Origin of the sequence: Rossellomorea orangium (genome assembly GCF_019334305.1) — a bacterium.
In the GTDB taxonomy this organism is placed as follows: Bacteria; Bacillota; Bacilli; order Bacillales; family Bacillaceae_B; genus Rossellomorea.
Window position 1 is genome coordinate 29,268 of record NZ_JAHWGH010000016.1, and the last position, 26,051, is coordinate 55,318.

Here is a 26,051-nt window from a genome sequence, read left to right on the forward strand (position 1 = left end):
GGCTTGTTATGCAAGCATTACTTACCCCCTTTTCTCTATGAATGCCTCAAAAGGAGGGAAACACATGGTCAAATCAGCTTATATCCACATCCCTTTCTGTGAACATATTTGTCACTATTGTGATTTTAATAAAGTCTTTCTAGAAGGTCAGCCCGTAAATGAATACTTGATCAGCTTAGGAAATGAAATGAAGCAAAGAGTCTTGTCCCGGGACAATCTCGATACGATTTTTGTCGGTGGAGGGACACCAACTTCCTTGAATGCAAACCAGTTGGAAATGTTATGTAAATCCATCACGACCCATTTGCCGTTTGAGCAGGGTGAATTCACCTTTGAAGCGAATCCTGGTGATTTAACCGAAGATAAACTCCGCGTTTTAAAAGATCACGGTGTGAATCGGTTGAGTTTTGGAGTGCAGTCCTTCAATGATGACCTTCTGAAAGGAATCGGGCGGACGCATAAGAGCAAGGATGTCTATACGTCAGTTGAGACCGCTCAAAAAGTGGGGTTCTCTAACATCAGCATCGACCTGATTTACAGTCTCCCAAGACAAACAGAAGAAGATTTCCGGGATACCTTAAAGAAAGCCCTGGATCTCGATCTTCCTCATTACTCTGCTTACTCACTCATCGTAGAGCCGAAGACGGTTTTCTATAATTTGATGAGAAAGGGTAAGTTGTCCCTTCCCTCTCAGGACCAGGAAGCAGCCATGTACGAAGTCCTGATTGAAACGATGGAGAAATATGGGATCAATCAATATGAAATCAGTAATTTTGCCAAACCGGGATACGAAAGCAAACACAATCTCGTTTATTGGGACAATAATGAATATTATGGTTTAGGTGCGGGTGCTCACGGATATATAAACGGAGTACGTTATTCAAACTACGGACCCCTAAAGAAATATATGGACCCGATATCACAAGGATCCCTGCCGACGATCCAGCAGCATGAAGTCACCAAGGCAGAAATGATGGAAGAGGAAATGTTCCTCGGCTTACGTAAAGTAGAAGGAGTAAGTAAAACCATATTCCAGCAGAAATTTGATTGCAGTATCGACTCTGTCTTTGGTTCATCCATCGATGAAATGGAGAAGCGAGGGCTGCTCTCGGTAACTGATGATCGGGTAGCCCTTACAAAGCAGGGGCGCTTTTTAGGCAACGAGGTATTCCAATCATTCCTTGGGGTAATCTAATTGGTCAAATCACTTAGTATAGGTGTGTATATTTAGTCTTGTAATATACAACTGTTACTCAGACAGTTGATTGGAGCGGAGTTGCTCGACTCCTGCGGGAAATGCGTGAAAGTTGAGACCCCGCAGGGCTTTAGCCCGAGGAAGCTCAACTCACGCCCCGCGGAAAGCGAGCACCTGTAGCGGAAATCACCAGCACTCACTATTTTAAACGGCCAGTCAAAAGGCTTAATGAAAACACCCGATCTAATATATTGACATCCCTTTTCTGATTTGATAATTTATTAATTAGATTTAGCACTCATCTTATTAGAGTGCTAACAGGGGTGATGAATGTTGTTAACAGATCGACAACTTCTAATTCTTCAAGTGATCATTGATGATTTTATTCTTTCAGCTCAGCCTGTCGGTTCCAGAAGTTTGTCCAAGAAGGATGAGATATCTTTCAGCTCAGCTACCATTCGGAATGAAATGGCTGATTTGGAGGAATTGGGTTTTATTGAAAAAACACACACATCTTCTGGACGTGTTCCGTCAGAGAAGGGTTATCGATACTATGTGGATCATTTACTTTCTCCGCAAAAACTTAAAAAGAATGATGTTCATGCATTACGCTCCATTTTTACAGAGCGGATGTACGAACTTGAGAAAGTGGTCCAGAAATCGGCGAAGATCCTTTCAGAGCTGACCAATTATACAACTATTGTGTTGGGACCAGATCTAAAGGAAAACAAGCTGAAGAAGATCCAGCTGATTCCTCTTAACAAGGATACGGCAATCGCCATTATCGTCACGGATAACGGACATGTTGAAAATAAACTGTTCCATATCCCGCCGACAATGGATGCATCTGAGCTTGAGAAGCTTGTGCATATTCTTAACGACCGTCTGACTGGCGTACCGATCAGTGAATTGAACGATAAGATTTTTAAAGAAGTCGCTCTTTTACTCAAAGAGCATATTCAGAATTATGATTTTATCCTTCATTCCCTAACGGACTCCTTCAATCCATCGGTCACGGATAAGCTGTTCTTTGGAGGAAAGACCAATATCCTGAATCAACCCGAGTTTAATGATGTGCAAAAGGTTCGCATGCTTCTTGAAATGATTGAACAGGAAGAAAGCATCTATAATCTGATCCGGCCATCTGCTACCGGGGTGAACATTAAGATCGGGAAAGAAAACGATCATCTCGCCATGGAGAATTGCAGTCTCATAACCGCTACTTATTCAATTGGTAAAGAACAATTAGGTTCCATAGCGATCATCGGGCCCACCCGGATGGAGTATTCCCGGGTCGTAAGTTTACTTAATTTCTTCTCGAACGATATGTCCAAGGTTCTGACGAAGCTGTATCAAAGTGGGGATTAGTGGACATATTGTATAAAGGAAAAAAGGGCTCCGGAAGCAGTCTTTTAAGGCGCTTCCGTGGCTTCAAATGAACGAGATCAAAGTGACATGTTCATATTTTTTTAAGGAGGTGAATGTTATGTCTGAAGAAACGAAACAAGAGCAGCAGGAAGCGAAAGAGGAGAACAGCGAAGTAGTGGAAGAAGTGTTCGCTGAAGAGCCTCAAGTCGAAGAAACAGCGGAAGAGCAAGTATCAGATGAGCTTTCACAATTAGAGGAAAAGCTGAATGAATCTGAAAATCGTTATCTTCGTCTAAGAGCCGATTTCGATAATTTCCGCCGTCGCGTAAATGTTGAAAATGAAGCGAAGGAAAAATATCGTGCTCAAGGATTGATTACGGAACTATTGCCGGCACTCGATAATTTCGAGCGTGCTTTAAATATAGAAGCTGATAATGAACAAACGAAACAATTGCTTCAAGGAATGGAAATGGTTCACAGAAGTCTTGTTGATGCCCTTAAGAAAGAGGGAGTGGAACCAATTGAAGCGGTTGGTCAGGAGTTTGACCCTCACTTGCACCAGGCAGTCATGCAGGTGGAAGATGAAAATTTCGACAGCAATGTCGTTGTCGAGGAATTCCAAAAGGGATATAAGCTGAAAGACAGAGTAATTCGTCCTTCCATGGTGAAGGTCAGTCAATAAAATAGACATTACATATACAAAATAGGGAGGTTTCTTACTATGAGTAAAATTATCGGTATTGACTTAGGTACAACAAACTCATGTGTATCAGTACTTGAAGGTGGAGAACCTAAAGTTATCGCGAATGCAGAAGGAAACCGCACGACTCCTTCGGTTGTTGCGTTCAAAAATGGTGAAAAGCAAGTTGGGGAAGTTGCAAAGCGTCAGGCAATCACAAACCCTAACACAATTATCTCAGTGAAACGTCACATGGGAACAGATCACAAAGTAGAAGCAGAAGGAAAAGAATATACACCACAAGAAATTTCAGCTATGATTCTTCAACACTTAAAATCATATGCAGAAGATTATCTTGGAGAAAAAGTGGAGAAAGCAGTCATCACAGTTCCTGCTTACTTCAACGATGCAGAACGTCAAGCTACAAAAGACGCTGGTAAAATCGCAGGTCTAGAAGTTGAACGTATCATCAATGAGCCAACTGCTGCTGCATTAGCCTACGGCCTTGATAAAATGGACCAAGATCAAACAATCCTTGTATATGACCTTGGTGGCGGTACATTCGACGTATCAATCCTTGAACTTGGTGACGGAGTATTCGAGGTACGCTCTACTGCCGGTGACAACCGTCTTGGTGGAGATGACTTTGACCAAGTCATCATCGATTACCTTGTTGCTGAATTCAAGAAAGAGAACGGAATCGATCTTTCTAAAGATAAAATGGCTCTTCAACGTCTAAAAGACGCAGCTGAGAAAGCGAAGAAAGATTTATCTGGAGTGACTTCAACTCAAATCTCACTTCCATTCATCACGGCTGGAGAAGCAGGACCTCTTCACTTAGAAGTGAATCTTTCAAGAGCGAAGTTCGATGAAATTTCTTCTGATCTTGTCGAGCGTACAATGGGACCAACTCGTCAAGCAATGAAAGATGCTGGTCTTTCTGCAAGCGAAATCGATAAAATCATTCTTGTTGGTGGATCAACTCGTATCCCTGCTGTACAAGAAGCAATCAGAAAAGAAACTGGTAAAGAACCTTCTAAAGGCGTTAACCCGGACGAAGTTGTTGCCATGGGTGCAGCGATCCAAGGTGGAGTTCTTACTGGAGATGTGAAAGATGTTGTTCTTCTTGACGTTACACCACTTTCACTTGGTATCGAAACAATGGGTGGCGTATCAACGAAGCTGATCGAGCGTAACACAACGATCCCAACATCTAAATCCCAAACATTCTCAACTGCTGCTGATAATCAAACAGCTGTTGATATTCACGTATTACAAGGTGAGCGTCCAATGGCTGCCGACAACAAAACGCTTGGTCGTTTCCAATTAGCGGACATTCCACCAGCACCACGTGGAGTACCACAAATCGAAGTGAAATTCGATATCGATAAAAACGGTATCGTGAATGTAAGTGCGAAAGACCTTGGAACAGGTAAAGAGCAAAACATCACGATCAAATCTTCAACAGGCCTTTCAGACGACGAAGTAGAACGCATGGTGAAAGAAGCCGAAGAAAATGCCGAAGCAGATAAAAAGCGTAAAGAGGAAGTCGAACTTCGCAACGAAGCAGACCAACTTGTATTCCAAACGGAAAAAACGCTAAAAGATCTTGAAGGCAAAGTTGAAGAAGAAGAAGTGAAAAATGCGGAAGATGCGAAAGCAGAACTGAAAGAAGCGATCGAGAAAGATGATCTTGATCTTATCCGCGAAAAGAAAGATGCATTGCAGGAAATCGTTCAAAGTTTAACGATGAAGCTTTATGAGCAGGCCCAAGCGGAAGCACAAGCGGCTCAAGGAGCTGAAGGGGAAGCTTCGAAAGATGACGATGTAGTCGATGCTGAGTACGAAGAAGTAAACGACGACAAGAAATAATGTAGATTGAACGAAAAAGTCAAAGTCAGGGCGGTTCTTGGCTTTGACTTTTTCTATGATTGAAGAAGCAGAAGATGTTCATTCATCTAACAGACACAAACTATTGTAAGGAATGTTGAGTTTTTATTGATAATAGTTGAAGCTCAATGTTAAAATAACCTTTATGCAAAGGATTCGGGAGTGGTGTTTTAATGAGTAAACGGGACTATTATGAGGTTCTTGGGGTCGGAAAAGATGCCTCGAAAGACGAAATGAAAAAAGCATACCGCAAGCTCTCCAAAAAATATCATCCGGATATTAATAAAGAAGCGGATGCGGATGAAAAGTTCAAAGAAATATCGGAAGCTTATGAAGTCTTAAGTGATGATCAGAAGCGTGCCCAATATGACCGTTTCGGACATACAGATCCTAACCAGGGCTTTGGTGGCGGTGCTGACTTTGGCGGAGGCGGCTTCGGAGGTTTTGAAGACATCTTTAATACATTCTTCGGAGGCGGCGGAGGTCGCAGAAGAGATCCGAATGCCCCTAGACAAGGTGCGGATCTTCAATATACGATGTCACTGACATTTGAAGAAGCGGTATTCGGTAAAGAAACAGAAATTGAGATTCCGAGAGAGGAAGAATGTGACACGTGTAAAGGTTCAGGAGCGAAACCTGGCACGAAGGTCAATACATGTTCTCACTGTAATGGATCGGGTCAATTGAATGTTGAGCAGAATACACCATTCGGCCGCATCGTGAACAGAAGGGTTTGTCACTACTGTAATGGTACAGGTAAGCAAATCAAGGAAAAATGTTCTACATGTGGTGGAGATGGTAAGGTCCAGAAGCGTAGAAAAATCTCTGTCAAAATTCCGGCAGGTATCGATGATGGACAGCAATTGCGTGTGACTGGTCAAGGTGAACCAGGTATAAATGGCGGCCCTGCCGGTGATTTATATGTTGTTTTCCATGTCCGCTCACATGATTTCTTCGAGCGTAACGGAGATGATATTTATTGCGAAATGCCTGTGACGTTTGCTCAAGCGGCACTGGGTGATGAGATAGAAGTACCGACACTGCATGGTAAAGTGAAGCTGAAGGTACCTGCGGGAACCCAGACGAGTACAAGATTCCGTCTAAAAGGAAAAGGTGTACCGAATGTGCGTGGATATGGTACTGGAGACCAGCATGTACAAGTGAAGGTGGTCACTCCATCCAAGCTGACGGATAAGCAGAAGCAATTATTAAGAGAATTTGCTGACATCAGCGGACAAATCCCTGATGAACAGCATGAAAGTTTCTTCGATAAAGTGAAAAAAGCCTTTAAAGGCGAATAACTCAGAACGGAGTTGGTAGATCAATGAAATGGTCAGAAATCAGTATTCTTACGACGAATGAAGCGATTGAGCCGATTTCAAACATTCTTCATGAATCAGGTGCAAGCGGTGTGGTCATAGAAGATCCTGCCGAGTTAATTAAGGAAAGAGAAGATATGTTTGGTGAGATCTACCAACTCAATCCTGACGATTATCCGACAGACGGAGTTTTGGTTAAGGCATATTTACCGGTCAATAGTTTCCTCGGAGAAACAGTAGATGAGATTAAGCAGGGAATTACGAATCTTGTGACCTATGATATCGATATCGGTGAGAACAAAGTGGAAATCTCAGAAGTGAATGAAGAAGAGTGGGCTACAGCCTGGAAGAAATACTATCATCCTGTTAAAATTTCCGATAAGTTCACCATCGTCCCTACTTGGGAAGACTATACTCCCGTTCATAGTGACGAACTCATCATTGAATTGGATCCGGGAATGGCGTTTGGAACAGGGACGCATCCCACTACAGTCATGTGTATCCAAGCTCTCGAGAGAATCGTAAAGGAACACGATTCGGTCATCGATGTCGGCACTGGTTCAGGTGTATTGTCCATTGCATCCGCTCTTTTAGCAGCAGACAAAGTAAGGGCATATGATCTGGATGAAGTGGCTGTCCGATCAGCGAGATTGAATGTGAAGCTAAACAAAGTACAGAGTACGGTGTCGGTGGATGCCAATAACCTGTTGAATGGTGTGACCGGACAGGCAGATGTGATCGTGGCGAACATCCTGGCTGAGATCATCCTTCGTTTTACAGAAGATGCCTATGAGCTTGTGAAACCGGGTGGATATTTTATCACATCGGGGATCATCCAGCCCAAAAAGCAGGAAGTGCGTGACTCATTGGAGGCTGCAGGTTTCAAGATAGAGGAAATCATGGTCATGGAAGACTGGGTTGCGATCATCGCATTGAAACCCCAGTAAAACAAAGTAAAAACGGTGGAGTTGAACCTGAATGCAACGATATTTTATTAACAGCCTATATCGAGAAAATGATCCGATTATCATAACGGGAGACGACTATCATCACATGGTGCGTGTGATGAGAATGAAGGAAGAGGATGAAGTATTCGTCGTCTTCAAGGATCAGGCATCAGCGATCACCCGTATTGAAACGATTTCCAGTGACGCAGTCGAGCTATCAATAGTACAATGGGAAACATCGACGAAAGAATTACCAATTAAAGTAACCATTGCGAGCGGACTGCCGAAAGGGGATAAATTGGAGTTGATTTTCCAAAAGGGTACAGAGCTTGGAGCCACTCGATTTATCCCTTTTAATGCGGATCGCTCCATTGTGAAATGGGACGATAAAAAAGCAAAGAAAAAAACGGAGCGGTGGGAGAAGATTGTGAAGGAAGCGGCTGAACAATCGCATAGACTGCTTGTCCCTGAAGTATCTGCGCCCGTTTCACTCAAACAATTGATTCAAGAACCGTTCGAATATAAACTTGTCGCTTATGAAGAAGATGCACGAGCGGGTGAAAAGGGGAACCTTTCTAAGGTGCTAACCTCTATTGAGCCTGGACAGAGTATCCTGGTCGTATTCGGCCCTGAAGGCGGATTATCGGAAAAAGAAATAGAGCTGTTGAGGAGCGAAGGGTTTCTTACTTGTGGGCTTGGCCCGAGGATTCTGAGGACGGAAACGGCTCCGTTATATGTACTCTCAGCCATCAGCTATCAATTAGAACTTATGAGGTGATTGTAATGCCATCAGTAGCGTTTCACACTCTAGGGTGTAAAGTGAACCACTACGAAACAGAAGCCATTTGGCAACTTTTTAAAGAAGAAGGATATGAACGTGTAGAGTATGACTCCATCGCAGATGTTTATGTCATTAACACATGTACGGTAACCAATACAGGGGACAAGAAGAGCAGGCAGGTCATTCGCCGTGCCATTCGGAAGAACCCTGACGGTGTCATCTGTGTAACGGGGTGCTATGCCCAAACGTCCCCTGCCGAAATCATGGCCATCCCCGGCGTCGATGTCGTAGTAGGTACTCAGGATCGCAGGAAAATGCTTACGTATATCGAAGAATACAAAAAAGAGCGCCAGCCAATCAATGGCGTTACGAATATCATGAAGAACCGTGTTTACGAAGAACTGGATGTCCCGGCATTCACGGATCGTACCCGGGCCTCTCTTAAAATACAGGAGGGCTGCAATAACTTCTGTACGTTCTGTATCATCCCATGGGCACGTGGGCTGATGAGATCCCGTGATCCTGAAGAAGTCATCAACCAGGCTCAGCAGCTTGTCGATGCAGGCTACAAAGAAATTGTCCTGACAGGGATCCATACCGGAGGATACGGTGAAGATATGAAGGATTACAATCTTGCTATGCTTTTAAAGGATTTAGAGCAAAAAGTGAAGGGGCTTAAGAGAATCCGTATTTCTTCCATTGAAGCCAGTCAACTGACGGATGAAGTCATTGATGTGATCGATCAATCCGATATCGTAGTAAGGCATCTGCATATTCCGCTTCAATCAGGCTCGAACACGGTCCTGAAGAGAATGCGCAGAAAGTACACGATGGAATTTTTTGCAGAGCGATTGGAAAAACTTAAAAAGGCATTACCTGGTCTTGCTGTTACGTCCGATGTCATTGTTGGTTTTCCGGGGGAATCGGAAGAAGAATTCATGGAAACGTATAATTTCATCAAAGAACATAAATTCTCTGAGCTGCACGTGTTCCCATACTCCAAACGTACAGGTACGCCTGCTGCCAGAATGGACGATCAGATTGATGAAGACATCAAGAATGAACGAGTTCACCGCTTGATTGAGCTTTCAAATCAATTAGCGAAAGAATATGCTTCCGAGTTCGAAAACGAAGTGCTCGAGGTTATCCCTGAAGAAATTTATAAGGATGATCTCTATGTAGGATATACGGATAACTATTTGAAAGTGGTATTTCCTGCAACGGAAGACATGGTAGGGAAATTGGTGAAAGTGAAACTCACCAAAGCAGGTTATCCTATAAACGAAGGACAATTTGTGCGAGTACTTGAAGAGGCAGATGAAAAAGCTGTAATCTAATAGATGAAGGCACCTGATAACTGTTGGGTGCCTTTTTTGTTTTTGTACAATAATACTTTGTATCCACTTTCTTTTTTTTCGTCAGAATCAAATTATCTATTGATTAGTGCAGTAGAAGGTTGTAAACTATTATTGTTAATCAAATACAGTGAATGGATCTTTTTTTTAAACTAATAGTGCAAACGATTGCATTAAATGTAAGCGTTTGTATCTTACTATACTTTGATGAGGTGTTACGATGAAAAAGGCATGGCGTAAAGAGGCAGTGGGATACCAAATCTACCCTAGGAGTTTCCAGGATTCTAACGGTGACGGCATCGGGGATTTGCAGGGAGTTATACAGCGGTTGGATTATATTAAAGAATTGGGAATCGACGTGATCTGGATTTGTCCGATGTACAAATCTCCAAATGATGATAATGGATACGATATTTCTGATTATCAAGATATCATGGAAGACTTCGGAACGATGGCTGATTTCGATCAATTACTGGACGAAGTACACAAAAGAGGGATGAAACTGATCATTGATCTGGTTCTCAATCATACTAGTGACGAGCATCCGTGGTTCATCGAGTCTAAGAGCTCTAAAGAAAATCCTAAACGTGACTGGTACATTTGGAGAGATGCCAAAAAAGGCAAGGAGCCGAATAACTGGGAAAGCATCTTTGGAGGATCGGCATGGGAATATGATGAGGAAACAGATCAATATTTCCTGCACGTCTTTTCAACGAAGCAGCCTGATTTGAACTGGGAAAACGAAGAAGTTCGTGAGGCACTATATGATACGGTTAATTGGTGGCTTGATAAAGGGATTGACGGCTTCAGGATCGACGCAATCAGCCATATCAAGAAACGTCCTGGACTACCTGACATGCCGAACCCAAAGCAAGAAAAATATGTTTCTTCCTTCGACATGCATATGAACCAAAAGGGAATTCATACATTCCTTCAAGAGTTCAAAGATCGAACGTATGCCAACTATGATGTTATGTCTGTCGGCGAAGCAAACGGCGTTAAAGCGGACGAGGCTGAACTATGGGTAGGGAAAGAAAACGGGAAAATGGATATGATTTTCCAATTTGAGCATCTGGGTTTATGGGATGCTGAAACAAATCCTGATCTAGACATTGTGGAATTAAAGAAGGTCCTGACCCGCTGGCAAAAAGGTCTTGAAGGAAACGGCTGGAATGCATTATTCATTGAGAATCATGATAAACCCCGTGTTGTTTCCACTTGGGGGAACGACCTTGAATTCTGGAAAGAAAGTGCCACTGCAATGGCAGCCATGTATTTCCTCATGCAGGGAACTCCTTTCATTTATCAGGGCCAGGAAATCGGCATGACCAATGTTCAATTCCCTTCCATTGAAGATTATGATGATGTGGCGGTTAAAAATCTATATCGTCTAAAGCGTGAAGAGGGAGTCCCTCATCAGGATATCATGGAAATCATTTGGGCATCCTCACGTGATAACAGCAGAACGCCGATGCAATGGTCAGGTGAACAAAACGCTGGATTCACGACGGGTACACCGTGGATGAAAGTGAATCCAAACTTTACGACAATCAACGTAGAGGCGCAGGAAAAGGATGAAAACTCCATTCTCAACTTTTACAAGAAAATGATTCAACTGAAGAAACAGGAAGATGTCTTCACGTATGGAATCTATGATTTACTCCTTGAAAAAGACAAGCAAATCTATGCCTATACCCGTACAGGGGAAGATACATCCATGATCGTCATCACCAATCTTTCAACCAAGGAAGCCGTATGTGACCTGGATGAACTAAAAATCTCTTCATCTGATCTTCTGTTGAACAATTATGACGTAGACAGTCATGAAGAGTTGAGCACATTCATTCTCAAACCATACGAAGCGAGAGTGTACAGAATATAATCACTTCTCGCTTGAGCCCCGGTCTAATCGACCGGGGTTGTTTTTAATTTTATCCAAAAAAATGAAAAGGTTTTCTTTATTTTGGGAGATACTACAAAGTACTCGTCTTTTTCTCATAGTTTTGGTATGATAAGAGAGGTACGGACAACTGTTAAAGGAGAGATATTAAATGACTATGAACATTGCAAGTATGATCGATCATACTTTACTTAAACCTGAATCAACTAAAGACCAAGTAGAGGTACTTTGCCAGGAAGCAAAAGAATTTAAATTTGCTTCTGTGTGTGTAAACCCTACCTGGGTACAATATTCAAGTGAATTATTAAGCGGTACGGAAGTAAAAGTATGTACCGTGATCGGGTTCCCACTTGGAGCTTCTACACCTGAAACAAAAGCATTCGAAACGAAAGATGCGATCGAAAAGGGTGCAACGGAAGTCGATATGGTCATCAATATCGGTGCATTGAAAAGCGGAGACCACGATTTGGTGAAGCGTGACATCGAAGCTGTTGTTGCAGCTTCTAAAGGAAAAGCACTTTCTAAAGTCATCATTGAAACATGTCTTCTTACTGAAGAAGAAAAAGTGAAAGCATGTCAACTTGCTGTAGATGCAGGAGCAGACTATGTGAAAACATCAACCGGATTCTCTACTGGAGGTGCGACTGTAGAAGATATCGCATTAATGAGAAAAACCGTTGGACCTGAAATTGGCGTTAAGGCTTCAGGTGGCGTACGCTCCCTGGAAGATGCGCAGGCAATGATCGAGGCTGGAGCTACTCGATTAGGAGCGAGCTCAGGCGTGAAAATTGTACAAGGTTTAACAAGCGATTCAGATTATTAATAGAGAAAAAGCTGAATGGGACATGGTTGCCCGTTCAGCTTTTTTTTGAGAGATGGATGTTCTCAATCAATCTGGCAAATCGATTGGCGAAAGGGAGGACTAAAAGGGAACAGATCAGATTAAAGATGACGCTCGCGTGGGCCAGCTGTAAATCCGCAGAGCCTGCAAGCGCCATTACAACCGTAGCGAGTAATGGAATGAATGGGATGAACATGGCAACACCAATTACATTCAGCCAGATATGAGCGTACGCTGTCAGCTTTGCCTGTGTCCCGCCGCCTATGCTCGCAATAAAGGCCGTGATGCATGTGCCGACGTTTGCCCCCAGCATGATGGCTATCCCTGCATGAAGGTCAATGGAACCTGCAGCAAGAAACCCCATCGTCACCCCGGTCACGACAGTACTGGATTGAATGATGGCGGTTAGCACACACCCAATCAGTAAGGCAAGAATGATATGTTCGTTCACCTGTAGCATGTAAGCCCGCAAGGATTCGTGCGTAGTCAAAGGGGTTGCAAGCCATTGGATGGCCCGGATGGATGTGAATATCAATCCGAATCCGACAAATATCATACCTGTACTTCTGATCTGAGGTGACCGGAATAAATACAGTATGCACCCGGAGATCATTGATGGGATAATGAGGTAGTTCATATCCAGTGTGAACATCTCAAGGGTGAAAGTGGTCCCGATATTCGAACCGAGCATAATGCCGATGGTCTGACGGAAAGGGATTAACCCGGAAGAAGCAAGTCCTACGGTAAGGACCATGACGGCAGAACTGCTGTGGATAAAAGCGGTGACGACCGTTCCCGTCATGACTCCCTTAACTGGTGTGTTCGTAAGATAATGAAGCCACTTCTTGATCTTTTCATTTGCAATATTAAATAAACCGGATCTCAACCAGGTCATTCCGAATAAGAAACATAAGATGAAAAAAATAAAGGCGACCCCATGTAAAAGCATTGAATTCCTCCTGTACACCAGTACGAATACTATAAATGTATGGAGAAATTCAGTGAGACATGCCTATTTATATGAGTGTTTTATGATAAATTGTTGACCTGACACATATCATATATTATAATGGCAAAGTACATGAGTTTCTTTGTAATCTTAAAGAAATTCATCCAAGAAAGACATACACTTTCTGTCCCCTTGTGACAATAAGGCAAGGGCAAAGCCATAACCTATTGGTGAAGTAAAGGGACGTCAGGTAATCCTGCGTCTTGAGAAATTGGTACAAACCATTTCTTGACTTGAACATGTAAGTGTAGTGTGTTCGGAGGGAGGGAAAGAGAGATGTCAAAAACAGTTGTTCGTAAAAACGAATCGCTTGAAGATGCTCTTCGTCGCTTCAAACGCTCAGTTTCTAAAACAGGAACTTTACAAGAGTTTAGAAAGCGCGAATTTTATGAAAAGCCAAGCGTAAAACGCAAAAAGAAATCAGAAGCTGCAAGAAAGCGTAAGTTCTAAGAGAGGGTGTAAGTATGAGTCTTCTCAATCGTTTAAATGATGATATGAAACAAGCGATGAAAAATAAAGAAAAAGAGAAGCTTTCCGTTATCCGCATGCTAAAGGCTTCACTTCAAAATGAAGCAATCAAACATGGGAAACAGGAACTCTCTGAAGACGAAGAGTTGACTGTCCTTTCTCGAGAAGTGAAGCAACGGAAAGACTCCCTCCAGGAATTTCAAAACGCTGGTCGCGAAGACCTCGTTGAAAAAATTCAAACAGAACTGACTTACGTCGAAATATATATGCCTAAACAGCTTTCAGAAGAAGAAGTCTCTGCTATTGTCCAACAGACGGTAACGGAGGTAGGTGCTACTTCTAAAGCGGACATGGGCAAAGTGATGGGGGCAATCATGCCTAAATTAAAAGGGAAAGCCGATGGAGCTCTCGTCAACAAACTTGTTCTTCAACATCTATCATAAGATTAAAGAAACCGGAAAGCTTCGATGCTTTCCGGTTTTTTTAAAACCGATTTCAGTAAAGATGAAAATTTTCAAAAATGATGAAACTTTTCTAATAGGTCATCCGTACATAGAGTATCAAGGAATATTACCTGAAACGAGGGGGTTAAGTTGAGGAGAGGTATACTTGCTTTATTAATCGTGATCCTTGGGTGCAGCTTTCTGCAGCCGCTTGTCGGTTCTGCTAAAGATGCGGATCGGGTATATGTGATTCCCATTCAAAAAGAGGTTGAAAGAGGGCTTCATGCATTTTTGGAAAGAGCGATCAAAGATGCGGAAGACCACGATGCTGAACTGATCATTTTTGATATTGATACACCTGGGGGATTGGTGGATGCCGCCGGTGATATCGGTCAACTCATGGATGGCATCGATACGAGGACGATTGCATTTGTGAACAATCATGCGCTTTCAGCGGGAGCATTCATTTCCCTTCATGCAGATGAAATCTATATGGTGCCCAACGGACAAATGGGGGCTGCAGCTGTCATAGATCAAGCGGGAAATGCCGCCGATAAGAAGGCTCAAAGCTATTGGCTGTCGGCCATGAAAAGTGCTGCCGAATCGAATGGGAGAGATCCTCAATATGCATTGGCCATGGCAGATGAGTCAATCGTCATTGAAGAACTCGGGATTGAAAAAGGCGAACTCTTAACGTTGGGTTCAAAGGAAGCAAAGGAAATCGGTTATTCTGAAGGGACTGTCAAAGACCTCGATGAATTGTATGAAACGATCGGAGTGGAAAAATCCTCTGTAAAGCAGGTGGAAGAAACGTTTGCGGAAAAACTCGCCCGTTTCATCACGAATCCTGTTGTCGTACCGATCCTTCTGTCCCTTGCAAGCATTGGGTTGATTGTAGAGCTGTATTCACCGGGATTTGGAATTGCCGGTTCTATCGGCCTGATATCCCTTGTATTATTCTTTTATGGACACTTGGTTGCAGGGCTTGCTGGATACGAAACCATTATCCTTTTTGTCATTGGTATTATTCTGATTGTGGCGGAGTTCTTCCTGCCTGGCGGAATATCCGGGGGACTCGGGATAGGTGCGATCCTTGGAAGTATTATGTTGGCTGGGGGCGATATGATGCAGATGGGGATATCGGTTCTGATCGCTTTATTGATTGCAGCTGCGACAGTGATTATCTTTGTAAAGGTGTTTGGTAAAAAAATGAAATTTTTTAACAAAATCATTTTAAACGATTCCACCAGCACGGAAAGCGGATATGTTTCAAATGCCAATCGATTGGACTTGATTGGGAAAGAGGGCGTAACGAAAACGCCTCTAAGACCATCCGGTACTGTGATAGTGGAAGAAGAAAGAATTGATGCTGTAACAGAAGGCGGCTTTATCAAAGCAGGTGAAAAGGTTAAGATTGTTAAGGTTGAAGGTTCAAGGATTGTAGTAAGAGACATTTCATAATACTTTAGGAGGTAAGAAATTATGGTTATAGGACCAAGTACGATTTTACTCCTCGTTGCAATTGTGGTGGGGATTATCGTTTTAGCTGTTTTATTTACATTTGTACCAGTCATGCTGTGGATTTCAGCTATTGCAGCAGGCGTTAGAATCAGCATTTTTACACTAGTGGGGATGAGATTGAGACGTGTTATCCCAAGTCGTGTAATCAATCCATTAATTAAAGCGCATAAGGCAGGGATTACGGTCACGATCAATCAGCTTGAGAGCCACTATCTTGCCGGGGGGAATGTAGACAGGGTCGTTAATGCGTTAATTGCTGCTCATCGTGCAAACATCGAATTGACGTTTGAACGCTGTGCTGCCATTGACCTTGCAGGTCGTGACGTATTGGAAGCGGTTCAAATGAGTGTTAACCCAAAAGTGATCGAAACACCATTCATTGCCGGTGTAGCTATGGATGGTATTGAAGTGAAAGCCAAAGCGCGTATTACGGTTCGTGCAAATATAGACCGCCTGGTCGGGGGTGCCGGTGAAGAGACGATCGTTGCCCGTGTAGGGGAAGGGATTGTATCTACGATCGGTTCATCCGACAATCACAAAAAGGTACTGGAAAACCCGGATTTGATTTCTCAAACGGTTCTTTCAAAAGGTCTGGATGCAGGTACTGCATTTGAAATTCTCTCGATTGATATCGCCGACGTTGATATCGGTAAGAATATCGGTGCTGAACTGCAAACAGAGCAAGCAGAGGCAGATAAGAACATCGCTCAGGCAAAAGCGGAAGAAAGAAGAGCAATGGCCGTTGCCAATGAGCAGGAAATGAAAGCAAGGGTAGAAGAAATGAGAGCGAAGGTTGTGGAAGCGGAAGCAGAAGTCCCACTCGCCATGGCTGAAGCCCTAAGATCAGGCAACATCGGTGTGATGGACTATATGAACCTGAAGAACATCGATGCTGATACAGAGATGAGAGACTCGATTGGAAAACTGACAGGGGATAAAAAAGATCCAAAAAACGATAAGTAATCTCCCTTTGTTTAGAAAGGAGTTTTCTCCATGGAACCATTGATCATTGCTATATTGATAGGACTCATCACATCCATATTCAATAAAGTGAAACAGCCACCCTCCAATAAGCCGAGGCAGAAACCGATTCAAACAGCCTCTCCGCCTTCTCCGCCCGCGCATGATAGTAGGGGGAGGGGAACAGAAAGAGAACGTGAAAGAACGAGACAGAATAAGCCCAGATCATCCAGGGAGCCGATGAAAGAGGTTGTATCCTCTATTCAAGCCCGTTTAGAAGATAAGAAGAGGGCGGCGGAATCAACCAGCCTCAAGGAACAGGAAGAGCGTTATTCAAGGAAGCTTGAAGCTCATCATACCCGGGCCGCGAAGATTCGCGATGGTAGCCGTTCCCTCAAACTTGATTTCAAAAATGAAGATGATATCGTAAAAGGATTTATTTACTCGGAGGTATTTGGTCCTCCAAGATCAAAAAAACGTCATCATCAAAAATAACAGTGATGAAACCCCTTTTCATTTCATAAATATGAGATGAAAGGGGGTTCTTTTTTTATGGCGAAAAGTTTTATACACCATATGCGTAAGTGGATGACACAGAAGATGGATTTACCCGAAGATGTCATGATGGACCTTCCTCGCGTCACAATGATTGGACAAATTCATATCTATATAGAAAACCACCGGGGGCTTTTGACCTTCACAGATCGAGAGGTGCGGCTTCTGTTAAAGCAGGGTCAGGTGCTGATAAAAGGGGAACAATTTGTCATCAAGATGATTCTTCCGGAAGAAATTCTCCTTCAGGGAAAAATTGTAGAAGTGATCTATTTAGAACAATAGGAGGGACGGATTTGAAGAATCAATGGTTTACCTTTCTGAGGGGAAAGGTATTTGTGAAAATGGAAGGCAGATTAGCCGAACGGGTCATCAATCAACTGCTTCGTGCCGATATCACGGTTTGGAATGTAAGGAGAGCGGGGACTGAGACCATCACCTTTTACTTATCCTTAGACGATGTACATAACTTCAGAAGAGCGGTTCGGGGATCAGGGTGTAAAGCGACATTTCTAAGGGGTCAGGGTGTCCCTTTTCTATTCAAGCGATCAGTAAAGAATTCCGGATTTATGATAGGTGGATTGGCATTCTTCGTCATCGTATTCCTTCTCTCCAATATGGTGTGGGACATACAGATAAAGGGTGCGTCTCCTCAAACCGAACACAGTATACGGAAGGAACTGAAGGAAATGGGTGTTTCCAAGGGGAAGATGCAGTTCTCGATACCCGATGTGGAGAACATTCAACGGGAATTATCTTTCAGAATGAATAATATTACGTGGGTAGGGGTGGAATTACAAGGGACAACCTTCCACTTTCAAGTAGTGGAGAAGAACGCACCAGAGCCTTCTGAATCCACTGGCCTGCAGCACATCGTCGCAGCAAAGAAAGCTATCATTACAAACATGTTTGTAGAAGAAGGAGATCCACAGGTGAACGTGAATGACTACGTCAGTAAAGGTCAGCTCCTTGTTTCCGGTTTGATCGGGAATGAAAAGGATCCCAAAGGTGTGTCGGCCAAAGCGAAGATTCTGGGGGAAACATGGTATAAGACGTCAGTGGAACTACCGTTAAAGTCACGATTTATCGTGTTCAGTGGCAATGAGAAGAGAAAACATTATCTGGGGATAGGTTCACTTGATATCCCGATATGGGGATTCGGGAAAACGGAATTCAAGGACATTATAGTGGAAGAAAATAAAAAAACCCTCCGATTTCTTAAGTGGGAGCTCCCTGTTTATTATATGGATAGAAGCATGAAAGAAAAAGAGGATGTGGAAAGAACCTATACGAAGTCAGAAGCCATCATTGCGGCCAAGAAGCTTGCCAAGAGTAACCTTGAATCCAGCCTCCCGGAAGATGCAGAAATCAGAGACGAAAAAATTTTGCAAGAAAAGGTTGAGAATGGTAAAGTTAGGGTAACCATTCACTTCAAAGTAATCGAAAATATTGCAGTAGGACAACCAATTATTCAAGGAGACTAACGAATGTCAGATGAAATCTTAATGAAATTACAACTTGAAAACCCTAATGAAGCCATCGCTTTGTTTGGCGTTTCAGATTCTCACCTTAAATTAATAGAACAGGAATTACACGTTTCGATTGTAACAAGAGGCGAAGAATTGCTGGTTTCGGGTAAAGAAGAAGATGTAAGTCTCGCTCTTGATATTTCTGATCGACTGGTGGCCGTGATCCGCAAAGGGATCAATATCGGCCAGCGTGACGTCCACTATGCCATCGAGATGGGCAGACAAGGGACGCTTGAATACTTTACAGAGTTGTACAATGAAGAAATCACTAAGAACGCAAAAGGTAAATCCATACGGGTCAAAACCCTTGGGCAGCGGCAATACATTCAATCCATCAAGAAACATGATATGGTGTTCGGGATCGGTCCTGCAGGCACAGGAAAGACGTATTTAGCTGTGGTCATGGCCGTTCATGCCCTTAAAAATGGGCAGGTCAAGAAGATTATCCTGACAAGGCCGGCTGTAGAAGCTGGGGAAAGCCTCGGATTCCTCCCTGGTGACTTGAAGGAAAAGGTAGATCCATATCTCCGTCCCCTTTATGATGCCTTGCATGATGTCTTGGGAGCAGAGCATACCGTACGCTTGATCGAAAGAGGGACCATTGAGATCGCTCCCCTTGCCTATATGAGGGGCCGTACACTGGATGATGCGTTCGTGATCCTGGATGAGGCACAGAATACAACAAAGGCACAAATGAAAATGTTCTTGACCAGACTGGGCTTTGATTCAAAGATGATCATCACGGGAGACCGTTCCCAGGTTGATCTGCCGAGGGGAAGCGAGTCGGGGTTAATATCTTCTGAAAGAATATTAAAGGATGTCAAGGGAGTATCGTTCATTTATCTCGATCAAGCTGATGTTGTTCGACATCCGTTGGTCGCGAAAATTATCGATGCCTATGAAGCAAATGAAAAATAAGCTAAACAGAGATTGATCCGATAGGTCCATGCCCTCCCGAAATGCAGCGGCATGTATCTGGATCAATCTTTTTTTAATGGGTTAAACATAGATAAATAAGTCAAAAACTGTTATCATTTTACATAATTGCTACATGTTTTTGAATAAACCGAAATTGTCTATACATAACAGGGGGTTCTTTATGCAAACTCACCCATTTCTACTTAAGATAAGGAGCTTTCTAAGCTACCGGTTGTTTACCAATCTTCTATTTGTGTTATTGGGTATCATTGTGTTCGGTGTACTATATGGAAATGTGAAACCCAAAACGCTGGATATTAATTTGTATGAAGATGCACCTACAACGATCAGGGCTCCTAAGAAATTTGTCGATGAAGAGGCCACTGCCAAGAAGAAGGAAGAAGCGAAGGCGGAAGTGGCGGATGTATATACCCCTAAAGAAGGGGCGATCGACAACTCCATATCGCTGCTTCACTCTCTTATGGAAAGCGTTACTGAAGTGAAAAAAGAGTCTGAACAGAAGGTGGTGGAAGACGATTTAAAGCCACCGCCGAATCTGAATATTAATGATCAGCTGAAACTGCTAAAAGCAAAATTGCCCAAAGATAAAAATAATAATGTAACCAACAGTTTGAGTGATGATGTGTTGAAGTCACTGCTGGAGGCGTCAGAAGACGACCTCTCCCGTGTAGAGACCATCGTGTCCACACAAATGAAGATCATTATGGAAAACGGCGTAAAAGAGGAAGCGCTAAATGAAGCGAAATTAAATTTAGAACAACGGATCACCAATTATTCATTCAAAGGCGAGCTGTCAACCGCTGCCGTTAAACTTGGAAAAGTCGCTTTAGAGCCGACGCTTTACTATGATGCTGAAAAGACGGATGAGTTAAAGAAGCTCGCCGAGGCAAACGTCGAAAAGGTGGAAATCATCGAAGGCGGGGTCATCGTTGAAGACGGGGACCTCATCACTCCTAAAAAATACAGTATCCTGAAGTCTTTGGGAATGGTGGAAAATACATTTTCCTTTAGGCCATACGTCGGGCTGGCCCTCTTTGTGCTCGTAGTGATCAGTTCACTGTATTATTTCTTTTATACCCTCGAAGTGTCAGAGGAGCGAAAGCAGAATTACTTGATCCTGACGAGTATCGTATTCGTCATTTCCCTCTTGATCATGAAGATTGTGGGACTGATCGAGCAGCTTGAGATCAATGATATTGCTTTCATCTTCCCTGCAGCGTTTACAGGTATGATATTGAGGATCCTCTTAAATGAGCGGATTGCCATGATGATGGTGTTCATCCTCTCAGCGTGTTCGAGCATCGTCTTTCATCAACAGTTCTCTGGATCCATTGACATCGAAATAGCGATTTATACTTTATTCAGCGGCGTCTCGGGGATTCTTTTCCTAATGAACCGCAATCAGCGTTCGAATATTTTGAGGGCGGGAATTTACGTAGCCCTGGTCAATATCCTCATCCTGGGCTTCCTAATTCTATTAAGCGGTACGTCTTACTCGAATAGCGAATATGTCTATTACCTTGTGTTTGCCCTTGTATCGGGAATCAGCTCTTCCATCCTGACAATCGGTTTCCTCCCGTTCTTTGAAGCAGGTTTCGGTATCCTGTCCTCCATGAGGCTGGTAGAGTTGTCAAGTCCAACACAGCCACTCTTAAAGAAACTGCTGACCGACGCTCCGGGTACCTATCATCATAGTGTGATGGTGGCAAACCTTGCGGAAGCAGCTTGTGAATCCATTGGGGCAAATGGATTGTTGGCGAGGGTCGGGTGTTACTATCACGATGTCGGCAAGTCTAAACGACCGCATTTCTTTATCGAGAATCAGCTGAATATGGGTAATCCCCATGATCGGGTCTCGCCTGAAACAAGTAGGGATGTTATTATTAGTCATGCTTCGGATGGAGCTGAGATGCTCCGGAAACATAAACTGCCGAAGGAAATCGTCGACATCGCCGAGCAGCATCATGGTACGACCCTCCTGAAATTTTTCTATTATAAGGCGAAAGAACAAGGGAAAGATGTTAAGGAAGATGATTATCGTTATCCAGGACCTAAACCACAGACAAGGGAAGCGGCTGTCATCAGCATTGCCGACAGTGTGGAAGCGGCTGTCAGGTCGAAGAAATCACCCACTCAGACTGAAATTCAGCAGCTCGTCCACTCAATCGTACAAGACCGTCTGCAGGACGGGCAGTTCAACGAGTGTGATATATCATTAAAACAGTTGGAAACAGTTAAGAGGTCATTGTGTGAGACATTAAATGGAATATTTCATCCAAGAATCGAATATCCGGAACTACAAGCAAAAGGAGAATAAAGCATGCCATTATTGATCGACTTTATAGATGAAACTGAATCACTGACAGACGAACAAACACAGCTGGTTCAAAATATCTTGAATTTTGCAGCTGAAAAAGAAGGGATCGAGGACGAAAGCGAAGTCTCCGTAACCTTCGTGACCAATGAACGGATCCAGGAAATCAACAGGGAATACAGGGATAAGGACCAACCGACAGATGTGATTTCATTCGCCCTGGAAGAATTGGGTGAAGATGAGATCGAAATCATCGGGGGAGAGATCCCGCGTGTACTTGGAGATATCATCATTTCCATTGACCGGACGAAAGAACAGGCGGAAGAATACAATCATTCAGTATCACGTGAGCTTGGTTTCCTTGCCCTTCACGGATTCCTCCATTTATTGGGCTATGACCATATGGAGGAAGAGGAAGAAAAGCAGATGTTTGAGAAACAAAAGGACATTCTGGATGAATATGGACTCAAAAGAGACTAAGTTCGGCTTATTCAGGTTCTTAAAATCCTTTGGGTATGCTGCGGAAGGGATGAAATCCGTTTGGGCGACGGAACAGAATTTCAGGATTCATGCATGTGTTGGAGTGATCGTTTTCTTCCTTGCTTATATTCTTTCGGTATCGGCAATGGAATGGGCCGTACTGATCATACTGGTCTTTACGGTGCTTGCCTTTGAAACGATGAATACTGCGATTGAAAAGGCAGTAGATCTTTCCGTTGATGAGTTTCATCCACTTGCCAAGGCTGCGAAAGACCTGGCATCAGCTGCCGTCCTTCTCTTCGCGATATGTACGGCGATTGTGGGGACCATTATCTTTCTTCCAAAGCTTTTGAATTTGATCATCTAATTTACAGGTATTATGAGCGAAAAATAAGGGCTGCAGGAAAGAATTTTTACGAATTCTGCCCTGCAGCCCTTAATTCATTTGAAAACGTTCTTATACTTGTATAGAATAAGTGGAGCAAAGTGCAATATCGATAAATAGTTTGAATTATCTAACTATTTTATTACAAAATGATAACAGCCCATTTTCTTTTATGAAAATTGTAGTAAAATGAATGTGTAAGGGTTAAAAGGAGAGTTAAATTAATGAATGCAGAACAAATGATACAAGAAGCTAAACTAGCGAGAGAAAAAGCATACGTACCTTATAGTAAATTCAAGGTGGGAGCTGCTCTTCTGTCAAAAAGTGGTAAGGTCTATCACGGTTGTAATATTGAAAACGCAGCCTACAGCATGTGTAACTGTGCTGAAAGAACAGCTTTATTCAAGGCTTATTCAGAAGGCGATACAGACTATTCTATGATTGCGGTTGTGGCAGACACGGCAAGACCTGTTCCTCCTTGTGGAGCATGTCGACAAGTCATTTCGGAGCTATGTCCTAAAGAAATGAAAGTCGTCCTGACGAATCTCAAAGGCGATGTAGAAGAATTAACCGTAGCAGAACTATTACCAGGAGCATTTTCACCGGAGGATTTAAATGAGTAATATAGGCAGTAATAAAGAATACAAATCAGGCTTTATTTCCATTATCGGACGACCTAACGTCGGGAAATCCACTTTCTTGAACAGGGTCATCGGTCAGAAGATCGCCATCATGAGTGATAAGCCTCAAACAACACGAAACAAAGTTCAGGGAGTTTACACGACAGATGATGCCCAGATGATATTCATCGATACTCCTGGAATTCACAAACCGAAACATAAACTGGGAGACTTCATGATGAAGATTGCTCAGAACACTTTAAAAGAAGTGGACGTCATCTTGTTCATGGTGAATGTCGAAGAAGGATTGGGAAAGGGAGATCATTTCATCATAGAGAAGCTGAAAGGTGTGAAAACACCAGTCTTCCTCATTCTTAATAAGATAGACCAAATCCATCCCGATGAATTACTTCCTATGATTCAACAATACAATGACCTGTTTCCGTTTGCGGCGACTGTACCGATTTCCGCATTGGAAGGAAATAACGTAGATCATCTTCTGCAGTTATTGAAGGACCTATTACCTGAAGGACCTCAATTCTATCCTGCCGATCAAATTACGGATCATCCTGAACGATTTATTGTATCAGAACTTATCCGTGAGAAAGTCCTGCACTTGACCAGGGAAGAGATTCCCCACAGTATTGCAGTAGTGATCGATAAGATGGAGAGAAAGCAAGAGAAGGATCTTATTGACGTCATCGCCACGATCATTGTGGAAAGAGACTCACAAAAAGGAATTGTCATCGGCAAGCAGGGATCCATGCTCAAGGAAGTAGGAAAGCGTTCCCGTGTAGACATTGAGAACCTTTTGGGATCAAAGGTTTACCTGGAACTTTGGGTGAAGGTGCAAAAAGATTGGCGAAACCGATCCTCGAACCTTCGTGACTTTGGCTTCAGCGACGACGAATATTGATAATTAACAATATTTAGGCCACATGTTTTAGAGATAAAATGCTCATTCTAATCACAAGAAAGCTTATGAAGTCTTGCTAGTTTAAATCCAGAAAGGTGGGTTTTTTATGTTAGACTTAACATGGAAATTTTTTTCGCAAACGGGTAGTATAGACACCTATCTCCTTTTTAAGGAGCTTGAAAAGGAGACGTTTGAAGATCCTTACAGCTTTGAAGAAGAAACAGCGGAAGTAGATTTCCCTTTAACGTGATAAGTTTGTCATCACCCGGGTGGATTGATATCGGGAGGTGGCTGTATGCTGCAGAAATGTGAAGGGATTGTCATTCGAACGAATCATTACGGTGAGTCGAACAAAATTGTTACCATATACACAAGGGAATTCGGAAAGATTGGATTGATGGCTAGAGGGGCAAAGAAACCTAATAGCCGTCTATCCGCCATTTCACAATTGTTTACATATGGTTATTTCCTTTTTATCAAAGGAAGTGGACTGGGTACCCTGCAACAGGGAGAGATGGCCGAATCGCTGAGACATGTGAAGGAGGATCTGTTCAAGACGGCATATGCTACATACATCGTCGACCTCCTTGATAAAGCGACCGAGGACAAGAAGCCTAATCCCTTTCTGTTTGAATTGCTTTATAAGACTCTTCACTACCTAAACGAAGACTACGACCCGGAAATCCTTATGCATATATTTGAAATGAAGATGCTCCCGGTATTAGGGTTGTATCCTCATCTGAACGGGTGCTCCGTTTGCGGGGAGAGCGATGGGGAATTTGCGTTTTCGTTTAAGGAAAATGGATTCATCTGTCATCGATGTCTAAGTGAAGATCCTCATCATTTACCGTTATCGCAAGGTACTGTGAAACTTCTCAGGGTTTTTTATTATTTTGATATCAATCGGTTGGGGAATATTTCGGTGAAAGATGAAACAAAACGTCAATTAAAACGGGTAATCAGGACTTATTACGATGAAAATTCAGGTTTAACATTAAAGTCCAGAAGGTTTTTAGACCAAATGGATAACCTTAAGGACTTATTCTAGGATTTATAAATGCTGCTTGTGATATAGAAAGGCCCATTCACTTTTGTGGATGGGCCTGATTTTTTATGGCTACTGTTAGCTACGAGGCTAAGAGGCTAGAATTCAGTTCATATCTAAAAAATCCCCAAAGGCAAAAAACGCCTTCAGGGATTTTCCAGATATGCTTGTCGGGGCTGAACGAGCCGCCTCCGCTTTAGGTGTCTGCTAGCTCCGGAGGCTAGAGGCTCGAGGTCATAAGTCAACCCTGCCAAAAAGGCAAAGAACGCCTTTCCTGCAGGGCCGTCTTATGCTTGTCGCCTCTGAACGAGCCGCCTGCGCTTTAGGTGTCTGCTAGCTCCGGCGGCTAGCCCCTCGAGGTCATATCTAAAAAATCCCCAAAGGCAAAAAACGCCTTCAGGGATTTTCCAGATATGCTTGTCGGGGCTGAGCAAGCCGCCTGCGCTTTAGGTGTCTGCTAGCTCCGGCGGCTAGAGGCTCGAGGTCATAAGTCAACCCTGCCAAAAAGGCAAAGAACGCCTTTCCTGCAGGGCCGTCTTATGCTTGTCGCCTCTGAACGAGCCGCCTGCGCTTTAGGTGGCTGCTAGCTCCGGCG

26 protein-coding genes are annotated in these 26,051 nt (G+C 43.2%); 25 read left to right on the top strand and 1 reads right to left on the bottom strand.

Features of this window, described 5'->3' with window-relative positions; all coding sequences use genetic code 11:
- Window positions 1–64 precede the first annotated feature (64 nt).
- From hemW to deoC, 10 genes are all read left to right on the top strand, one after another.
- Window positions 65–1,195, top strand: a complete 1,131-nt coding sequence (hemW, locus tag KYJ26_RS14475) for a radical SAM family heme chaperone HemW (RefSeq protein ID WP_219168107.1) — start codon at window positions 65–67, stop codon at window positions 1,193–1,195.
- A gap of 333 nt (window positions 1,196–1,528) precedes the next feature.
- Complete coding sequence (hrcA, locus tag KYJ26_RS14480; RefSeq protein ID WP_219168131.1) at window positions 1,529–2,563, top strand: heat-inducible transcriptional repressor HrcA; 1,035 nt, start codon at window positions 1,529–1,531, stop codon at window positions 2,561–2,563.
- A gap of 118 nt (window positions 2,564–2,681) precedes the next feature.
- Window positions 2,682–3,245 (top strand): nucleotide exchange factor GrpE, encoded by a 564-nt coding sequence (gene grpE, locus KYJ26_RS14485; protein WP_219168108.1) that lies wholly within the window; start codon window positions 2,682–2,684, stop codon window positions 3,243–3,245.
- Window positions 3,246–3,284: 39 nt separating this feature from the next.
- Entirely contained in the window at window positions 3,285–5,114 is a 1,830-nt protein-coding gene (gene dnaK / locus KYJ26_RS14490; RefSeq protein WP_219168109.1) for a molecular chaperone DnaK, read from the top strand.
- Between the two features lie 191 nt (window positions 5,115–5,305).
- Window positions 5,306–6,433, top strand: a complete 1,128-nt coding sequence (gene dnaJ, locus KYJ26_RS14495; RefSeq protein WP_219168110.1) for a molecular chaperone DnaJ — start codon at window positions 5,306–5,308, stop codon at window positions 6,431–6,433.
- Window positions 6,434–6,456: 23 nt separating this feature from the next.
- The gene (prmA, locus tag KYJ26_RS14500; RefSeq protein WP_219168111.1) at window positions 6,457–7,398 is read left to right on the top strand and encodes a 50S ribosomal protein L11 methyltransferase; all 942 of its coding nucleotides are present in this window, start codon (window positions 6,457–6,459) and stop codon (window positions 7,396–7,398) included.
- A gap of 31 nt (window positions 7,399–7,429) precedes the next feature.
- Window positions 7,430–8,176, top strand: coding sequence for a 16S rRNA (uracil(1498)-N(3))-methyltransferase (locus KYJ26_RS14505; RefSeq protein ID WP_219168112.1), 747 nt, complete (start codon window positions 7,430–7,432; stop codon window positions 8,174–8,176).
- A gap of 5 nt (window positions 8,177–8,181) precedes the next feature.
- Complete coding sequence (gene mtaB, locus KYJ26_RS14510; protein ID WP_219168113.1) at window positions 8,182–9,516, top strand: tRNA (N(6)-L-threonylcarbamoyladenosine(37)-C(2))-methylthiotransferase MtaB; 1,335 nt, start codon at window positions 8,182–8,184, stop codon at window positions 9,514–9,516.
- A 238-nt stretch (window positions 9,517–9,754) separates the two neighbouring features.
- On the top strand, window positions 9,755–11,416 hold the full coding sequence (locus tag KYJ26_RS14515; protein WP_219168114.1) for a glycoside hydrolase family 13 protein: 1,662 nt from the start codon (window positions 9,755–9,757) through the stop codon (window positions 11,414–11,416).
- Window positions 11,417–11,585: 169 nt separating this feature from the next.
- Window positions 11,586–12,257, top strand: a complete 672-nt coding sequence (gene deoC, locus KYJ26_RS14520; RefSeq protein WP_219168115.1) for a deoxyribose-phosphate aldolase — start codon at window positions 11,586–11,588, stop codon at window positions 12,255–12,257.
- A gap of 34 nt (window positions 12,258–12,291) precedes the next feature.
- On the opposite strand, the gene KYJ26_RS14525 is transcribed toward deoC, so the two are convergent.
- Window positions 12,292–13,224, bottom strand: a complete 933-nt coding sequence (locus KYJ26_RS14525; RefSeq protein WP_219168116.1) for a Na/Pi symporter — start codon at window positions 13,222–13,224, stop codon at window positions 12,292–12,294.
- 336 nt (window positions 13,225–13,560) lie between these two features.
- Here KYJ26_RS14525 and rpsU point away from each other — a divergent pair, with 336 nt between their 5' ends.
- The 15 genes from rpsU to recO all read left to right on the top strand — a co-directional run bounded on the left by rpsU (window position 13,561) and on the right by recO (window position 25,459).
- A complete protein-coding gene (rpsU, locus tag KYJ26_RS14530) occupies window positions 13,561–13,734 on the top strand; it encodes a 30S ribosomal protein S21 (protein ID WP_032087602.1) in 174 nt (57 codons plus the stop codon).
- A 14-nt stretch (window positions 13,735–13,748) separates the two neighbouring features.
- Window positions 13,749–14,195: a GatB/YqeY domain-containing protein gene (locus tag KYJ26_RS14535; RefSeq protein WP_219168117.1), complete on the top strand. Its 447-nt coding sequence runs from the start codon at window positions 13,749–13,751 to the stop codon at window positions 14,193–14,195.
- A 150-nt stretch (window positions 14,196–14,345) separates the two neighbouring features.
- The gene (locus tag KYJ26_RS14540; protein WP_219168118.1) at window positions 14,346–15,656 is read left to right on the top strand and encodes an NfeD family protein; all 1,311 of its coding nucleotides are present in this window, start codon (window positions 14,346–14,348) and stop codon (window positions 15,654–15,656) included.
- Window positions 15,657–15,683: 27 nt separating this feature from the next.
- Window positions 15,684–16,679 (top strand): flotillin-like protein FloA, encoded by a 996-nt coding sequence (floA, locus tag KYJ26_RS14545; RefSeq protein WP_219168132.1) that lies wholly within the window; start codon window positions 15,684–15,686, stop codon window positions 16,677–16,679.
- Between the two features lie 30 nt (window positions 16,680–16,709).
- Window positions 16,710–17,171, top strand: a complete 462-nt coding sequence (locus tag KYJ26_RS14550) for a hypothetical protein (RefSeq protein WP_219168119.1) — start codon at window positions 16,710–16,712, stop codon at window positions 17,169–17,171.
- A 57-nt stretch (window positions 17,172–17,228) separates the two neighbouring features.
- The gene (gene yqfC / locus KYJ26_RS14555; RefSeq protein ID WP_219168120.1) at window positions 17,229–17,513 is read left to right on the top strand and encodes a sporulation protein YqfC; all 285 of its coding nucleotides are present in this window, start codon (window positions 17,229–17,231) and stop codon (window positions 17,511–17,513) included.
- Between the two features lie 11 nt (window positions 17,514–17,524).
- The gene (yqfD, locus tag KYJ26_RS14560) at window positions 17,525–18,712 is read left to right on the top strand and encodes a sporulation protein YqfD (RefSeq protein ID WP_219168121.1); all 1,188 of its coding nucleotides are present in this window, start codon (window positions 17,525–17,527) and stop codon (window positions 18,710–18,712) included.
- Between the two features lie 3 nt (window positions 18,713–18,715).
- The gene (locus tag KYJ26_RS14565) at window positions 18,716–19,675 is read left to right on the top strand and encodes a PhoH family protein (RefSeq protein ID WP_219168122.1); all 960 of its coding nucleotides are present in this window, start codon (window positions 18,716–18,718) and stop codon (window positions 19,673–19,675) included.
- Window positions 19,676–19,856: 181 nt separating this feature from the next.
- A complete protein-coding gene (locus tag KYJ26_RS14570; protein WP_219168123.1) occupies window positions 19,857–22,013 on the top strand; it encodes an HD family phosphohydrolase in 2,157 nt (718 codons plus the stop codon).
- Window positions 22,014–22,016: 3 nt separating this feature from the next.
- Entirely contained in the window at window positions 22,017–22,490 is a 474-nt protein-coding gene (gene ybeY / locus KYJ26_RS14575; protein ID WP_219168124.1) for an rRNA maturation RNase YbeY, read from the top strand.
- Window positions 22,465–22,857: a diacylglycerol kinase gene (locus KYJ26_RS14580; RefSeq protein WP_219168125.1), complete on the top strand. Its 393-nt coding sequence runs from the start codon at window positions 22,465–22,467 to the stop codon at window positions 22,855–22,857. The genes ybeY and KYJ26_RS14580 overlap by 26 nt, the downstream gene beginning before the upstream one ends.
- Before the next feature lie 242 nt (window positions 22,858–23,099).
- Window positions 23,100–23,498: a cytidine deaminase gene (locus tag KYJ26_RS14585; RefSeq protein WP_219168126.1), complete on the top strand. Its 399-nt coding sequence runs from the start codon at window positions 23,100–23,102 to the stop codon at window positions 23,496–23,498.
- Entirely contained in the window at window positions 23,491–24,411 is a 921-nt protein-coding gene (gene era / locus KYJ26_RS14590; RefSeq protein ID WP_219168127.1) for a GTPase Era, read from the top strand. The genes KYJ26_RS14585 and era overlap by 8 nt, the downstream gene beginning before the upstream one ends.
- Window positions 24,412–24,517: 106 nt before the next feature.
- Complete coding sequence (locus KYJ26_RS14595) at window positions 24,518–24,661, top strand: YqzL family protein (protein WP_082386398.1); 144 nt, start codon at window positions 24,518–24,520, stop codon at window positions 24,659–24,661.
- Between the two features lie 45 nt (window positions 24,662–24,706).
- Window positions 24,707–25,459, top strand: coding sequence for a DNA repair protein RecO (recO, locus tag KYJ26_RS14600; RefSeq protein WP_219168128.1), 753 nt, complete (start codon window positions 24,707–24,709; stop codon window positions 25,457–25,459).
- Window positions 25,460–26,051 lie beyond the last annotated feature (592 nt).

Coding starts and splice junctions, on each gene's coding strand:
- KYJ26_RS14505 (WP_219168112.1), top strand. CDS start 7,430: ATGCAACGATATTTTATTAACAGCCTATATCGAGAAAATGATCCGATT.
- KYJ26_RS14570 (WP_219168123.1), top strand. CDS start 19,857: ATGCAAACTCACCCATTTCTACTTAAGATAAGGAGCTTTCTAAGCTAC.
- KYJ26_RS14595 (WP_082386398.1), top strand. CDS start 24,518: ATGTTAGACTTAACATGGAAATTTTTTTCGCAAACGGGTAGTATAGAC.
- KYJ26_RS14535 (WP_219168117.1), top strand. CDS start 13,749: ATGAGTCTTCTCAATCGTTTAAATGATGATATGAAACAAGCGATGAAA.
- KYJ26_RS14565 (WP_219168122.1), top strand. CDS start 18,716: ATGTCAGATGAAATCTTAATGAAATTACAACTTGAAAACCCTAATGAA.
- KYJ26_RS14580 (WP_219168125.1), top strand. CDS start 22,465: ATGAATATGGACTCAAAAGAGACTAAGTTCGGCTTATTCAGGTTCTTA.
- KYJ26_RS14585 (WP_219168126.1), top strand. CDS start 23,100: ATGAATGCAGAACAAATGATACAAGAAGCTAAACTAGCGAGAGAAAAA.
- rpsU (WP_032087602.1), top strand. CDS start 13,561: ATGTCAAAAACAGTTGTTCGTAAAAACGAATCGCTTGAAGATGCTCTT.
- recO (WP_219168128.1), top strand. CDS start 24,707: ATGCTGCAGAAATGTGAAGGGATTGTCATTCGAACGAATCATTACGGT.
- ybeY (WP_219168124.1), top strand. CDS start 22,017: ATGCCATTATTGATCGACTTTATAGATGAAACTGAATCACTGACAGAC.
- hemW (WP_219168107.1), top strand. CDS start 65: ATGGTCAAATCAGCTTATATCCACATCCCTTTCTGTGAACATATTTGT.
- prmA (WP_219168111.1), top strand. CDS start 6,457: ATGAAATGGTCAGAAATCAGTATTCTTACGACGAATGAAGCGATTGAG.
- era (WP_219168127.1), top strand. CDS start 23,491: ATGAGTAATATAGGCAGTAATAAAGAATACAAATCAGGCTTTATTTCC.
- KYJ26_RS14550 (WP_219168119.1), top strand. CDS start 16,710: ATGGAACCATTGATCATTGCTATATTGATAGGACTCATCACATCCATA.
- mtaB (WP_219168113.1), top strand. CDS start 8,182: ATGCCATCAGTAGCGTTTCACACTCTAGGGTGTAAAGTGAACCACTAC.
- yqfC (WP_219168120.1), top strand. CDS start 17,229: ATGGCGAAAAGTTTTATACACCATATGCGTAAGTGGATGACACAGAAG.
- KYJ26_RS14525 (WP_219168116.1), bottom strand. CDS start 13,224: ATGCTTTTACATGGGGTCGCCTTTATTTTTTTCATCTTATGTTTCTTA.
- KYJ26_RS14515 (WP_219168114.1), top strand. CDS start 9,755: ATGAAAAAGGCATGGCGTAAAGAGGCAGTGGGATACCAAATCTACCCT.
- dnaJ (WP_219168110.1), top strand. CDS start 5,306: ATGAGTAAACGGGACTATTATGAGGTTCTTGGGGTCGGAAAAGATGCC.
- dnaK (WP_219168109.1), top strand. CDS start 3,285: ATGAGTAAAATTATCGGTATTGACTTAGGTACAACAAACTCATGTGTA.
- deoC (WP_219168115.1), top strand. CDS start 11,586: ATGACTATGAACATTGCAAGTATGATCGATCATACTTTACTTAAACCT.
- grpE (WP_219168108.1), top strand. CDS start 2,682: ATGTCTGAAGAAACGAAACAAGAGCAGCAGGAAGCGAAAGAGGAGAAC.